The sequence below is a fragment of the Lysinibacillus sp. FSL M8-0355 genome (genome assembly GCF_038008985.1).
GTDB classification, from domain to species: domain Bacteria; phylum Bacillota; class Bacilli; order Bacillales_A; family Planococcaceae; genus Lysinibacillus; species Lysinibacillus fusiformis_D.
Window position 1 is genome coordinate 3,782,891 of record NZ_JBBPAI010000001.1, and the last position, 14,495, is coordinate 3,797,385.

12 protein-coding genes are annotated in these 14,495 nt (G+C 38.1%); 1 reads left to right on the forward strand and 11 read right to left on the reverse strand.

What is annotated here, in order from left to right; all coding sequences use genetic code 11:
- Window positions 1-11: 11 nt before the first annotated feature.
- The 9 genes from MKY46_RS18535 to sufC all read right to left on the reverse strand — a co-directional run bounded on the left by MKY46_RS18535 (window position 12) and on the right by sufC (window position 9,763).
- Window positions 12-1,379 (reverse strand): bifunctional metallophosphatase/5'-nucleotidase, encoded by a 1,368-nt coding sequence (locus MKY46_RS18535; protein WP_036119712.1) that lies wholly within the window; start codon window positions 1,377-1,379, stop codon window positions 12-14.
- 20 nt (window positions 1,380-1,399) lie between these two features.
- Complete coding sequence (locus tag MKY46_RS18540) at window positions 1,400-2,224, reverse strand: sulfite exporter TauE/SafE family protein (RefSeq protein WP_036119710.1); 825 nt, start codon at window positions 2,222-2,224, stop codon at window positions 1,400-1,402.
- Window positions 2,224-3,081, reverse strand: coding sequence for a DUF72 domain-containing protein (locus tag MKY46_RS18545; protein ID WP_036119707.1), 858 nt, complete (start codon window positions 3,079-3,081; stop codon window positions 2,224-2,226). Before MKY46_RS18545 ends, MKY46_RS18540 begins: the two co-directional genes overlap by 1 nt.
- 178 nt (window positions 3,082-3,259) lie before the next feature.
- On the reverse strand, window positions 3,260-4,255 hold the full coding sequence (locus MKY46_RS18550; RefSeq protein ID WP_036119704.1) for an ABC transporter substrate-binding protein: 996 nt from the start codon (window positions 4,253-4,255) through the stop codon (window positions 3,260-3,262).
- A 259-nt stretch (window positions 4,256-4,514) separates the two neighbouring features.
- Entirely contained in the window at window positions 4,515-5,912 is a 1,398-nt protein-coding gene (gene sufB / locus MKY46_RS18555; protein ID WP_036119701.1) for a Fe-S cluster assembly protein SufB, read from the reverse strand.
- Window positions 5,913-6,013: 101 nt separating this feature from the next.
- Window positions 6,014-6,439 (reverse strand): Fe-S cluster assembly sulfur transfer protein SufU, encoded by a 426-nt coding sequence (sufU, locus tag MKY46_RS18560; RefSeq protein WP_036119698.1) that lies wholly within the window; start codon window positions 6,437-6,439, stop codon window positions 6,014-6,016.
- Entirely contained in the window at window positions 6,429-7,658 is a 1,230-nt protein-coding gene (locus MKY46_RS18565) for a cysteine desulfurase (RefSeq protein WP_340835066.1), read from the reverse strand. Before MKY46_RS18565 ends, sufU begins: the two co-directional genes overlap by 11 nt.
- A complete protein-coding gene (sufD, locus tag MKY46_RS18570) occupies window positions 7,658-8,965 on the reverse strand; it encodes a Fe-S cluster assembly protein SufD (RefSeq protein WP_036119683.1) in 1,308 nt (435 codons plus the stop codon). The genes MKY46_RS18565 and sufD overlap by 1 nt, the downstream gene beginning before the upstream one ends.
- Before the next feature lie 18 nt (window positions 8,966-8,983).
- On the reverse strand, window positions 8,984-9,763 hold the full coding sequence (sufC, locus tag MKY46_RS18575; protein ID WP_036119680.1) for a Fe-S cluster assembly ATPase SufC: 780 nt from the start codon (window positions 9,761-9,763) through the stop codon (window positions 8,984-8,986).
- A gap of 526 nt (window positions 9,764-10,289) precedes the next feature.
- On the opposite strand from sufC, the gene MKY46_RS18580 reads away from it, so the two are divergent.
- A complete protein-coding gene (locus MKY46_RS18580) occupies window positions 10,290-11,192 on the forward strand; it encodes a LysR family transcriptional regulator (RefSeq protein WP_340835069.1) in 903 nt (300 codons plus the stop codon).
- A 625-nt stretch (window positions 11,193-11,817) separates the two neighbouring features.
- On the opposite strand, the gene MKY46_RS18585 is transcribed toward MKY46_RS18580, so the two are convergent.
- Both MKY46_RS18585 and MKY46_RS18590 read right to left on the reverse strand, forming a co-directional pair.
- Entirely contained in the window at window positions 11,818-13,167 is a 1,350-nt protein-coding gene (locus MKY46_RS18585) for an IS1182-like element ISBsp5 family transposase (protein WP_340835071.1), read from the reverse strand.
- A gap of 281 nt (window positions 13,168-13,448) precedes the next feature.
- Window positions 13,449-14,495 carry a glycosyl hydrolase family 18 protein gene (locus tag MKY46_RS18590; protein ID WP_230593772.1) on the reverse strand — a complete coding sequence of 349 codons (1,047 nt, stop codon included), beginning with the start codon at window positions 14,493-14,495 and terminating at the stop codon, window positions 13,449-13,451.

The window sequence follows — 14,495 nt, forward strand, 5'->3', positions numbered from 1 at the left end:
TTAAACTCTCTCTATTGTTTAAAGAATCTTTGACCATAATCTATCATAATGTTTCGTAAAAATTCAGGTAAAATATATTGTTTCTTCGCATATTTAAAGCTTGGATAAAAATAACCAAATGTAAATAAATCTAACGTCACAAGTTTATAAATATGATCGTGATCCGCTAGCTTGCCATTAATCAATAATTGGCGATTGTCATTCATTGAAAATCCGTATGTCAACATTTTCCCAAAAATAACGCCTCTAAACCCTAAACCTTTTAATTCGATATAGGGCCACTCTTCATTTTTGGATTGCATATAAATTTCTTTCATTTCTGCAACGGATAATTCAATTGTACATAAATTAATAGGATGTGGAAAAATTCGATGCAAATCTAGCGCAGTTACAGTGCCCTTCGGTAAACCATCTAAAAAGATACCTGCATTGAACAATGCACAGTCGGCACCGCTTTTTTCCAAAATGGCATGTGCAAATAAATCTGATAGCTGTGAGTAATGGAACCATTCCTTGTTATAGGATTTATTTGTTGTAAAGACTGGTGTATCCAGTATTCTGTTACCTTCATCCTCCCAAAACTGTACCATTTTCTGTTCATTATTAACAATTGGCAAATCCTTATTATGAATTAAAGTATCCTCTTTTTCAACAATTTTCCTCATTTTTTTATCATATTCTATGACAAGATGACCTGTATATTGGCCAAATTTCCCTCCACCTGTCAGTAAAACACCATTGATATGTTTGCCAGCTGGCAAGACATGATGTGTATGGGACCCGAATATCACATCAATTTCGGGACATTCTTCCGCTAAGAGCTCATCCTCTGTAATGCCTAAATGTGACAAGCACACAACAATGTCAACCTCTTTACGTAGTTGATGTGCTAGACGTAGCAATGTACTGCGGGCATCGTCCATATGCCAATTTAATTCTTGATAATACACTTCAAACATGGCTGTAGCAGCAATTACACCTATTTTTGTACCTGTTTCTGTTGTTAAAATAACATAGGGCTTCATCCAAGATGGCTTTTCCCCTTGAGAGGCATAGACATTCGCCACCACAACTTCAAAATTGGCATCATCATATAAATGGAAGAGCTCTTCATGTGACAATGTAATGCCTTCGTTGTTACCGATTGTCACTACATCATAACCTGCCTCATTAAGTAATTGTACATTGCCTCTCCCAACCGTCGCCTCTGTATAAATATTAGAACGGTCTAAGTGATCTCCCACATCAAATAAATAGCTTGTTTCCCCTATTGCCGCTAGATTGTTACGCATCTCTTTCACATAGCTTTGCATACGTGGCCAATACTTAAAATGACTATGCAAATCATTTGTGTGAAAAATATGGATTTTTTCAAGCATTAAAGCCACCTCATTTCAAATTAAGCTAATATGCCTTCTATAATGGAACGAATTCCTAATAATAATAAAATAATCCTTAGGGCGAGTACAAGCGTATCTGATTTAATTCTTTTATTTAATGCCGCCCCCAATTTTGCCCCAATATAGGCCCCTGGAATAACAGGGATTGTATAGAGCCACGGCACATGTCCGAAGTAAATATGGCTTGAGGAATTTACAATGGACGTTAAAAACACCATAAACATCGATGTTGCCACTGCGACATGTGGTGGAAATAAAAATAAAATAATCATTGCTGGTACAATCATCGAGCCACCACCAATGCCGAACAACCCAGAAGCAAAGCCAATACCAAATGTTAATATAAAGGCAAACCAAATAGGATAGCCATATACAAAGGTATTGCCCTCAGAGTCTGTAAATTCTTGTTGCGTACCATTTTTCACAAACCATTTTACTGGCTTCAACTTGTCACGGACAAGCAAAATGATTGATAAAACAATAAGCAGAATACCAAAATATAAATTGAAGGATGGTAAGTCTAATCCTTTATTGACCCAAGCTCCAAGAATCGTTCCTGGAATACTTCCAAGAAAAAATATAAAGCCACTTTTATAATCCACCGTTTTGGATTTCATATAGCTTAACGTAGAGGCAAGCCCTGTAAAAATCATCATAACAACTGATAAACCGACTACTTTTTGAGGCGTAATATCTGGAATCATTCCTAGATTTAAACCAATGTATAAGGTTGCTGGTACTAAAACGATACCACCACCTAGCCCAACCAATGAGCCAATTAGACCCGCCAATAGTGCAATGATGACTAATAAAATAAATTCCATTATAGTTCCCCTTCAAACATGTTTAATTGTTTAGGCGCTAGTCCAACATCTTTAATATTCAACATGTCTTGTAGCTCCTTTGCATTTTTCGCTGCATGATTACCTGAATTATTATTAAATAATACGAAGAGTTCATTGACCTCTTTTTCAAGCTTTTGCATGCTATGCCCAAGCTGTTGTAATTCTTCTTTATTATAATCATATAAAAAGCGAACTTTACGCCAATTTTCAGCATTCCCTGTGTTGCGCCACCCATGGATATTGCGCCCATGGATACGGATAAGTGCTTTACTCGCCGTCACTACAGGGTAGAAGGGGACTGAACCTACACCAGCCTGTGGTTCATCACAAATCGTATGAATAAATTGATGTTCACGTAAAAAATCCATCGTCTGCTGTACGACATTTTTTGCATACCATGTTTGATTTCGAAACTCAATAGCTACTTCAAAATCCTTAAGCTGCTGCCGTATATACAATAAATATTGTACATTTTTTGCCTGGCAATCGAACCACGGTGGAAATTGTGCTAATACCATCGCTAGCTTTCCATAACGTTTAAATTCATTCGCACATTCGATAAAAGCATTGAACATGTCATTTTTTGTTTCAAAAGGTATATCACCACGCAAATGGCCAGTCATACCTTGGTAGGCCTTTACAACAAAACGAAAATTTTCAGGTGTATCCTCACACCATTTACGAACATGCTCCTTGGACGGGATGGCGTAAAAAGACGTATCGACTTCGACCGTTAAAAAATGACCTGTATAATCAAATAATTTATCTTTTGAGGTAGTCACTCCACTAGAAAGTGAAGGGTGATCGCCCCAACCAGTTAATCCAACTACAATCATGTGACACCCTCCTCTATGTACATAATCATAGCACACAGTATGATACTAGAAATAAACATCATGTAAAAAATATCGCATTCTTTTGTACATACAAAATGAAGGTTTGTCTCTTATTATGCAAAAGAAAAAGCATGAGTCCATATACCCTTGAACTCATGCTACTTAATTCGGCTACCTATTATTTCACAAGATTTTGTTGGATAGCCTCTAAAAACTTAATTCGGCTATAAGCTGGGCCACCTTCCATTAATGGATCAAGTACATTGACAAACACTTGGTCATTTTTAAAGGCATTAATATTTTGGATGATTGGATTGTTTTTAAAGTCTTCTAAAGCATTTGGTGCATCCGCATTTTCATCTGTTGAAAACTGTACAAATAAATAATCAGGGTTCATATCTGCCAGTTGTTCCACAGAAATGGCTTCTTGTGCTTTTGCTTTCGCAACTTCATCAGGCACTGCTAAACCGAGTTCTCCATAAAGAACAGCATTTAAAAATACTTCTTTTGGATAAACATAAGCCTGTCCACCACGAATACGAACAGCAGCTACTTTTTTATCTTGTAGTTTCTCAGTTAACGTCGTTTTAGCAGCTTCAATATCTGCCTTATATGTAGATAAGATTTTCTCTGCATCTGCTTGCTTACCTGTTAATTCAGCTAATAAGTTTAAATTAGACTCCCAGTTCGTCGATATATGTGACACTAAAATAGTAGGAGCAATTTTCTCTAATTTACTTTGTACTTCTTCTGGGAACTTTGTTGAACCTAAAATGACATCAGGATCTAATTCTAATATTTTTTCAAAATTTGGTTTAATTTTCTCACCAATTGATTCTGCTTTGTCTGTTACAGAAGCATATAGCTCAGGGAATTTGCCACCAATAGCAATAGCTCCTACTGGATGAACATCAAGAACAACCATATCCTCCATCGCTTCCATAGCACCTGTTACAACAATTCTCTCGACCTTTTCTGGTACTTCATAGCTTTCACCAAGATATTCAATTGTTCTCGTACCATCTTCATTTGTAGATTTATCTTTTGTTTGCGTTGCTTCTTCTTTTGGCGTATCTGTGGATGTTTCCTCTTCCGCAGCCTTTTTCTCACCACATGCTGCTAGGATCAGCATAAATAATGCGATGACACTAATAAATAGAAACTTCTTTTTCATTGACAATAATCTCCTTTAAATTGTTATCGTTATGACAAATAGCTATGTCATCTGGCATATTGAAGCATTGAACATGAAATTATTTTATCAGCTCCTACTTTTCAATTGATATTGATTCTCATTATCATTTTAGTATGTATTCATCCAAAAATCCAGTATTATTTTAATATATTACAAAAATCCATTTTCGATCTGATATATCAGATCATAAAAAAACCCCTAGTCACAAGTTTTACTGTGACTAGGGGTGGTAAGTTAATTACCCGATAGAACCTTCCATCTCGAATTTAATCAGACGGTTCATTTCTACTGCGTATTCCATTGGTAGTTCTTTTGTGAATGGCTCGATGAAGCCCATTACAATCATTTCTGTCGCTTCTTCTTCAGAAATTCCGCGAGACATTAAGTAGAATAATTGCTCTTCAGATACTTTTGAAACTTTTGCTTCATGCTCTAAAGAAACATTATCATTTAAGATCTCGTTGTACGGAATTGTATCAGAAGTCGATTGATTGTCCATGATCAGTGTGTCACATTCGATGTTCGCACGTGCACCACTAGCTTTAGGACCAAAACGAACTTGTCCCATATAAGTTACCTTACCACCTTGTTTAGCAATCGATTTCGATACGATTGTTGAAGATGTGTTTGGTGCCATATGGATCATTTTTGCGCCAGCATGTTGGTGCTGTCCTTTACCTGCTAATGCAATGGATAATGTCATACCACGAGCACCTTCACCTTTCAGGATACATGCTGGGTATTTCATTGTTAACTTAGAACCGATGTTACCATCAATCCATTCCATTGTACCGTTTTCTTCAACAACTGTACGTTTCGTTACAAGATTGTAAACGTTATTCGCCCAGTTTTGAATCGTTGTATAACGGCAATAAGCATCTTTACGTACAACAATTTCTACAACTGCAGAGTGTAAAGAGTTTGTTGTATAAACAGGTGCTGTACAACCTTCAACATAATGTACGTGTGCACCCTCGTCCACGATAATTAATGTACGTTCGAATTGACCCATGTTTTCAGAGTTAATACGGAAGTAAGCTTGTAATGGTGTTTCTACTTTTACACCTGGTGGTACATAGATAAATGATCCACCTGACCATACAGCTGAGTTTAATGCAGCAAATTTATTGTCCGTGTAAGGAATTACTTTGCCCCAATATTGTTTGAAAATATCTTCGTTTTCACGTAAAGCTGAGTCAGTATCTTTGAACACAATACCAAGATCTTCAAGGTCTTTTTTCATGTTATGATAAACTACCTCAGACTCATATTGTGCTGATACACCAGCAAGATATTTTTGTTCTGCTTCTGGAATACCTAATTTATCAAATGTAGCTTTGATTTCATCAGGTACTTCATCCCATGATCGTTGTGTAGCTTCTGATGGTTTTACGTAGTACGTAATTTCATCAAAATCTAAATCTCCAAGATCGCCACCCCATTGTGGCATTGGTTTTGTATAAAATGTTTCAAGTGCTTTTAAGCGGTACTCAAGCATCCACTCTGGCTCTTGTTTCATATTTGAAATTTCACGGACGATTTCTTCAGTTAAACCACGTTTTGAACGGAAAATTGATACGTCCTTGTCATGGAATCCGTATTTGTAATCGCCGATATCAGGCATTTTTTTAGCCATCGTTTCTCCTCCGTTCACTGAGATGTATTTTCTCCAGGTATTCAACCCTTGTCTTGGATGAAAGCCATGTCGCTTTCATCCAAGCAACAAGGATGTAAGATTTATTTCACGCCTTTTTCCATTGCTTTCCAAGCTAATGTCGCACATTTAATTCGTGCAGGAAATTGTGAAACACCTTGCAGTGCTTCTACATCCTCAAGGTCGTATTTATCGCTATACTCTTCCCCCATCATCATCTTAGAAAAAATATCTGAAAGCTCTATTGCTTCTTCAACCTTTTTCCCTTTGATGAGCTGTGTCATCATCGATGCAGAGGACATGGAAATAGAGCAGCCTTCGCCGTCAAATTTTGCATCCTCTACGATACCGTCAGTCACTTTTAATGTTAAGTGAATGCGGTCGCCACATGTTGGATTGTTCATATCAATCGTTACAGCATCCTCTTCTAAAGATCCTTTATTACGAGGATTTTTATAGTGATCCATAATGACTGAACGATATAGTTGATCTAAATTATTAAAAGACATCTCCAAAATACTCCTTCGCAGAACGTAACCCTGCAACTAAACGGTCAATATCCTCCTCTGTATTGTACAGATAGAAGCTTGCACGCGCTGTTGCTACTTGCTGAAGACATTTCATTAGTGGCTGTGCACAATGATGTCCTGCACGAACAGCAACCCCATTCATGTCAAGCACCGTTGCAACATCATGTGGATGTACATCATCTAAGTTAAATGTCACCAATCCACAACGCTTCATTGGATCACGTGGGCCGAAAATTTTCAAACCGTCAATTGTCTCAAGCTGATCCATTGCGTAGCCTACAAGCTTATGCTCATGTGCTGCAATATTATCTAGCCCAATGTCAGTTAAGAAATCAATAGCGGCACCTAAACCTATTGCACCTGCAATAATAGGCGTTCCACCTTCAAATTTCCACGGTAATTCCTTCCACGTTGAATCATAAAGCCCGACAAAATCAATCATTTCGCCACCAAACTCAATTGGCTCCATCTTTTCAAGGTGTTCCTTTTTACCATATAGTACACCTATTCCAGTTGGTCCGCACATTTTATGCCCTGAGAATCCGAGGAAATCCACATCCAAATCTTGCACATCGATTTTCATATGTGGGGCAGCTTGTGCACCATCGGCTACCATAACCGCACCATTAGCATGTGCAATTTGAGCAATTTCTTTAATTGGATTTATTGTTCCAAGGACGTTTGACGCCATAGATACGGAAACGATTTTTGTTTTAGGTGTGACTGTTGCACGAACTTTCTCCAGACTAATAGTACCATCTGCTTCTAGCTCAATGTATTTCAATGTTGCATTTTTCTCTTTAGCCAGCTGTTGCCAAGGGATAATATTGGAGTGGTGCTCCATATGGGTAATAACAATTTCATCACCCTCCACGACATTAGCACGCCCATAACTTGACGCCACCGTATTTAAAGCCGTTGTTGTGCCACGTGTAAATATAATTTCCTGCGTTGATTGTGCATTGATAAACTTACGAACTTTTTCACGTGCACCTTCATATTTATCTGTTGCACGATTTCCTAATGTATGCACGCCACGGTGAACATTAGAATTATCAAATTCATAATATGCTTTAATAGCTTCAATCACTTGAACAGGTTTTTGAGACGTTGCAGCACTATCAAGATAAACAAGTCTATGACCGTTGACATCCTGATTTAAAATTGGGAAATAGCTTTTAATGTCTTTATTCATCATTAGCGAACTTTCCTTTCAATAACCTCCGTCAGTTGCTTTTGAACGCCCTCAATTGGTAATTGCGTAACAACTGGCGCAAGGAATCCATGGATAACAAGGCGCTCTGCCTCTGCTTTTGAGATACCACGGCTCATTAAATAATAAAGCTGTAATGGATCTACTCGACCAACAGACGCTGCGTGTCCTGCTGTTACATCATCTTCATCAATTAATAAAATTGGGTTTGCATCCCCACGAGCTTTTTCTGACAGCATTAATACACGTGATTCTTGTTGTGCATCTGCTTTTGTCGCACCATGCTCGATATAGCCAATACCGTTAAAGATTGATTGAGCTGCATCTTTCATTACACCATGCTTTAAGATATGCCCGTTAGAGTTTTTACCCCAGTGACGAACCTCCGTAGTGAAGTTAAGTTTTTGTTCTCCACGACCAACTACTACTGTTTTTGTATCTGCATGAGAACCGTCACCAATTAAATGTGTAATGTTTTCAGAGATTGTATCTGAGTCATTCATCAAACCAAGAGCCCAGTCAACTTTTGCATCACGTGCTAAACGTGCACGACGATTTACGTATGTCGTAAAGCCTTTTGCAAGTACATCTACTGCACCATATGTTACTTGTGCATTATCTTGGACAACGACTTCTGCAATAATATTTGCTTGACCTTTTGCCTCTTCAATTGTTGAAATATATGTTTCTACATAAGTTACAGCAGAATTAGCTTCCGCTACTACTAAAACGTGGTTGTATAATGAAGCTTCTGCATTGTCGTTTAGGAAAACAACTTGAAGTGGTTGCTCAATGATTACGTTCTTTGGTACGTATACAAACACACCACCATTAACAAGCGCTGTATGAAGTGCTGTTAACTTATGCTCCTCCACTTTAACAGCTTCTGTCATAAAGTATTTTTGAACAAGTTCACCATGTTCACGGACTGCTGTGAAAATATCAGTAAAAATAACACCTTTATCAATAAGTTCTTGCGATGTCTTAATGTACGCTGGTGTATTATTACGTTGGATATATAGGTTTTCTTGTGATTCAAGGTCAATTAACCCTTTTGCTTCTTCAGGTAGAGCATCCAATGAAGAGAATGCCTCACTATGAACCGCCAATTGCGGGAATTCCATGAAATCCCATTTTGTAATATTCGTTCTATCTGGTTTTGGCAAATCTAAACCAGTTACTTTGTCTAGTGCTGCCGCGCGAAGTTCTGTAAACCAAGTTGGTTCACCATTTGCTTCTGAGAACGAGCGCACGTCCTGTACTGTTACAGGCAAGTTAAGTTCCACTGTCATGCTAGTTCGTCCTCCTTCTTATGCTTCTTGTTCTTCTGCTTCTTCTTCGATACCTAATTCTTTTTTAATCCAATCATAGCCTTCTGCTTCTAAGCGTTGTGCAAGCTCTGCACCACCAGATTTTACAACACGTCCTTGCATCATTACGTGTACATGATCTGGAGTAATGTAGTTTAATAGACGTTGATAGTGTGTAATCATTAAGCAGCCAAAGCCTTCACCGCGCATTGCGTTAATGCCTTTTGATACTACTTTTAATGCATCAATATCAAGTCCAGAGTCAATTTCGTCTAAAATTGCAAATGTTGGTTTAATCATCATTAATTGAAGAATCTCATTACGTTTTTTCTCACCGCCAGAGAAACCTTCATTTAAATAACGCTGAGCCATATCTTCATGCATTTCTAGGAAATCCATATTTTTATCTAATTCACGAATAAATTTCATTAATGAAATTTCATCGCCTTCTTCACGACGTGCATTAATCGCCGAACGTAAGAAATCAGCATTTGTTACACCAGCAATTTCTGATGGATATTGCATTGCTAGGAATAAACCAGCTTGAGCACGTTCGTCCACTTCCATTTCAAGTACATCTTCGCCATCAAGCTCTACAGTACCTGAAGTGACTTCATATTTAGGATGACCCATAATTGCAGAAGCTAGTGTCGATTTACCAGTTCCGTTTGGCCCCATGATTGCGTGAATTTCATTTGTATTAATTGTAAGATTTACGCCTTTTAAAATCTCTTTCCCGTCGATCGCAACGTGAAGATCTTTAATAACTAAAGTTGACATGAAAATACCTCCATAGTGTTCAGTGAATGGGTCAACCATTCCTTAATTATTATCATTCTAATCTTAACTGAAAATCGTTCTCTATGCAAACCATTTCAATTACTTTCCCATTTCTCAAATAAAATATTGAAAAACAAAGGATTTATAAGCATTTTCAGATTATTACTAGTTCAGCTAGACAATGAGAATAGACTTTCTTCATTTTCAATGAAATATCCCTAATTGAGAATAGATTTCATCTAGCTACATAGTGAAAACCCCTTGGAAAGTGTTAATTGTAGCGGTTTTATGACAAATTTGCATAAACAACCATAACTATACTATAACCTATTTCATTAAAATGGAATCAATTAAAAACAAGATATTTTAAGCAAAGTTTCTTCTAGACTTCAATAACCAAATCCATCTCGCAAGATAACATAATATTCTAATTATTATTTTGACATTTACAATCATTTTTCATCTTAAATAATATATAATTAAGGTAAAATCAATCTTATTTTTAGATTAATAGAGGTGAATATTTGTGGAGTTACGTCAATTACGCTATTTTGTAGAGGTTGCTGAACGGGAGCATATTTCAGAGGCCGCGGAGCATCTTCATGTAGCCCAATCTGCCATCAGTCGGCAAATCGCAAACCTTGAAGATGAATTAGGCACGCCATTGTTCGAGCGCGTTGGTCGAAATGTGAAATTAACTCCCATTGGGAAAACATTTCTTGAGCATACCATTACAGCCTTAAAGGCCATTGATTTTGCGGCAAAGCAAGTAGAAGAATATTTGGATCCTGCCAAAGGTTCTATTAAAATTGGCTTTCCAACAAGTTTGGCTAGCTATGTTCTGCCTACTGTTATATCCGCCTTTAAACGAGAATATCCCGATTTACAATTCCAACTACGTCAAGGATCTTATCGATTTTTAATCTATGCGGTCAAAAACCGGGAGTTAAACCTAGCCTTTTTGGGACCATTACCCCCTAAGGACGAATCCATTCAGTCCACAATTCTGTTCACTGAGAACATCGCCGCACTACTACCCGCTAATCACCCATTAGCTAAAAGGGAAAGTATTCAGCTAGCAGAGTTGAAAAACGATTTATTTGTCTTATTTCCAGATGGCTATATATTACATAAAGTAGCTATGGATGCTTGCCGTGCTGCAGGCTTCTTACCAAATGTTATTTCAGAAGGTGAGGATTTGGATGCACTGAAAGGTTTAGTAGCTGCTGGTATAGGTGTTAGTCTATTACCTGAAAGCTCCTTATATGATTCAGCCGCTCGATTTACCGTCAAGGTTCCAATTGAATCACCCACAATACCTAGAACTGTTGGCATTATCTCACCCGTAAATCGAGAAATCGCACCATCTGAAGCAATCTTTTTAGATTTTGTGAAACATTTCTTTTCTCGTCTTTCCCAATTCCAATAAAAAGGCGATGTCAATAGCAGAGAAAGACTTTTTGACAAGGCGAGAGGTTGATTTCCGTTCCGCCAGCATCCTTTCCAAGGGGCATCCGATGAGCCGCTTCACTCACCGCGTTCGCTCCAGGTCTCCGCTGTGACGCTAATCCCTAAGAGTGACGCTGGCTCTACTCTAATCAACCATACTGCATTTTGTCTTTCTTACTAACTTAAGGAACATAGCCTATTATTAGAGAAAGGATAGGCTATTATTTTCAATGTGAAGAAGTATTGGTCCCAACAGCCATCGATTAAATGAGTAATGAACACCATCATTTTATTTGTGCAACCTTTATCACTTTGCAGATGAGAGTGGCAGACTACTTGACTCCCGTAGGATAGCGTGACAGGGGGCAACTGCTTTTATTCTGCACAACAAGCGGCAAGCAAGTTTCCTAAAACGAAAAGCCCTTTTCACCTTTCACTTTCAATACTATGAAAAAAATCGCCTGAAAAGGCGATTTCAGACTGTAGACAAAAGCCCATCGAGAAGTTCACTCTCGATGGCTTTTGTCATTTTTCTTCCTATTTTATCTTTAACATTTGGTAATATACTACCAAATTCAACATACTCTTCGAGCTTAGTTGCTCTCTTAAGCTACTTGCCACGTCCAAGTAGCCAGTTTCTTCAAATTCATGGCAGCAAAAGTAAGCATCGCCTGCATGGACAATTTTTTCAGACCTCTTAAGGTTGTCCATCGCATACCATGCTTTTCTTTTGCATCGGCAAAGACACGCTCAATCGTTTCTTTACGCTTTGCATAAATTTGTTTGATGTCATAGGAATGGCGTAAATGTTCAGCTTCCTCCACATACGACTCCCAAATATGGCGTTGAATGAGTTTTTGATGATGCTTACTTTCTGTACATTGGGCAAGGCTTGGACACTTCGCACAAATCAAAGGATTCGATTTATATTGGCGATATCCTTCCTTCGTCGTTGTCGCATACTTCAATATCTGCCCTTGTGGGCAAAGATAACAATTATAGTGCTCGTCATATGTATACTCGTGCTTTCGGAAGAATCCATCTTTCGTTTTAGAACGTGTATACGGAAGAACAGGCAACATTTGATTCTCTAACAAAAAGTTCGTAATCGCTGGTGTTTTATAGGCTGCATCTGCTGCAACAGCTAATGGTTTTTGAACATTTTGAATGACCCTTTCAACAAGTGGCTGCAATACATGGCTATCGTGCACATTTCCCGGAGTCACAATGGCACCTAAGACAAAGCCTTTTTCGTCTGTGGCTGCATGGAAAGAATACGCAAACTGTTTCGTACGTTCATCCTTTACGTAATAGCCACTTTCAGGATCTGTCGTGCTTTCCTTTATTTCTTTCCATTCTTCCTTTTTAAACTTCTCCGGGGGAAAGGGCTTTTTTCCGTGTTCTTCACGGTCCATATTTAACTCTAATTGAAGTTTTTCTTCATAAGCCCGTGTTTCTTTTCGCACAACCTTTTTATCATACTTCCGTTTATTCGCACTCGCTTTCACATGCGTGGAATCGATAAATAAATGGTCTGCATGGAGGAGTCCCTGATGCATAATCTCTTTTAATATACGATAGAAAATCTGTTCAAATATATCCGTGTCTTGAAAGCGACGGACATAATTTTTACCGAAGGTAGAGAAATGCGGGACTTCTGAATGGAAGCCAAATCCTAAAAACCAGCGATACGCCATATTCGTTTCAATTTCTTTGATGGTTTGACGCATGGAGCGAATGCCAAAAACATATTGAATAAACGTCATTTTAAAGAGAACAACAGGATCAATACTTGGACGCCCATTAGGTGAATAGAGATGTTCTACTAAAGGATAGATAAATGAAAAATCAATAGCAGCCTCCAGTTTTCTCACTAAATGATCGTTGGGAACTAATTGATCAATCGTTAACATTTCTAATTGTTCACGTTCATTGGTTTGATTCTTCGTCATCATGGTTGATCACCTCAAAAGTTTAATTTTCAACACCCTATGTAGATAGAGCTTTATGTAGAAGTTGATTGGAACGAAGGGCGGCGACTCCTGCGGGAAAAGCGGGAAAGTCGAGATCCTGGACTGAGCGAAGTGAGGGAAGCAGCTCGACCCCGCCCGTAGTGGAAATCAACGGCTTTACTTTATTTTATTGTAAAAGAAAAAAGACTGTAGGCAAACTCAAAATTCATCGAGTTTGTCTACAGTCTGAAATCGCCTGAAAAGGCGATTTTTTTTCACGAATGCTATTCAATTGATTGCTCACTGATCCATTGTAAAGTTCTTGCACCTAAGCCTCCAGCACGCCATAGCACCACGTCATGATAGCTTCTTTTTTGTATATAGTTTACCCATTTCTCAAGTGTTTCTTGATCTGCATACCAAACCTCATGACTGACATTGTCATCATCTACATACGTAAAATAAACGGCCCCACTCCCCTTATCACGCTGCTTCACTGCATTCGTTTCAGCTAATAGTTGTTCAGCCTCAAGCTCTGTTAAAGCAACAATTTGACCTTCGGCTACCCAATCAAAGCCTCCTGTAGCAAAGGCAATCGCTAAATCCTGATTAGACTTCTTCACTTTTCTCACTAAATCATTGAGAAAAGAGTAAGTGGCCTTCGCACCTGGACCACTATGATAGCCATGAACATTATAGGCCATGACAGTATAGATTGGTCCATTTGGCAATTTCATATTAAATGGAAAACTTGGCTCTAGAACGACATGTAATGTCACATCCTTTTTTGAAAGAGCTTTGTACAGCTCTTTTAAAAAAAGAATGTAGTTTCGAAGGTCTTTCTGTGCTACCTTTTCATAATCAATCTCAATGCCACTCACTTGGTATTGATCGACTACTTGCAAAATATTATTGATATGCTTTTGCCTCGCAGAAGAATCCTGCACGAGTCTATGCAAAAGCGTACTGTCCTTTTGAACAGAAGGGGCATTATCTGTTACATAATCATTGATAAGCGTTAGGATTACAGGATGAGAATCATTAAATTGTTGCTGCGTTTGTTGTAGCATGTCAATCGCATTTTCAGTTAATAATAGTTCATCTTTGCTATTAAAATAAGCACCGAAAACCCGTATATCTTGTAATCCATCTAGAGAATTTTTCACATCCTCCATCGCAGATTTATTTTGCCATTCTGGTAACCAGATGGACAATCGAAGCTTCTCCTTGTCCTTTATTCCTACCTTTGCTTCAGCTGGTGGCTCTTTACTATTACTACAAGCAGTGATAAATAGTAGTGCTATACATATAAACAATACAAAGTTCTTCAC

Excerpts from the sequence above, each read along its gene's own strand:
- MKY46_RS18535 (WP_036119712.1), bottom strand. The coding sequence starts at position 1,379 with ATGCTTGAAAAAATCCATATTTTTCACACAAATGATTTGCATAGTCAT.
- MKY46_RS18540 (WP_036119710.1), bottom strand. The coding sequence starts at position 2,224 with ATGGAATTTATTTTATTAGTCATCATTGCACTATTGGCGGGTCTAATT.
- MKY46_RS18545 (WP_036119707.1), bottom strand. The coding sequence starts at position 3,081 with ATGATTGTAGTTGGATTAACTGGTTGGGGCGATCACCCTTCACTTTCT.
- MKY46_RS18550 (WP_036119704.1), bottom strand. The coding sequence starts at position 4,255 with ATGAAAAAGAAGTTTCTATTTATTAGTGTCATCGCATTATTTATGCTG.
- sufB (WP_036119701.1), bottom strand. The coding sequence starts at position 5,912 with ATGGCTAAAAAAATGCCTGATATCGGCGATTACAAATACGGATTCCAT.
- sufU (WP_036119698.1), bottom strand. The coding sequence starts at position 6,439 with ATGTCTTTTAATAATTTAGATCAACTATATCGTTCAGTCATTATGGAT.
- MKY46_RS18565 (WP_340835066.1), bottom strand. The coding sequence starts at position 7,658 with ATGATGAATAAAGACATTAAAAGCTATTTCCCAATTTTAAATCAGGAT.
- sufD (WP_036119683.1), bottom strand. The coding sequence starts at position 8,965 with ATGACAGTGGAACTTAACTTGCCTGTAACAGTACAGGACGTGCGCTCG.
- sufC (WP_036119680.1), bottom strand. The coding sequence starts at position 9,763 with ATGTCAACTTTAGTTATTAAAGATCTTCACGTTGCGATCGACGGGAAA.
- MKY46_RS18585 (WP_340835071.1), bottom strand. The coding sequence starts at position 13,167 with ATGATGACGAAGAATCAAACCAATGAACGTGAACAATTAGAAATGTTA.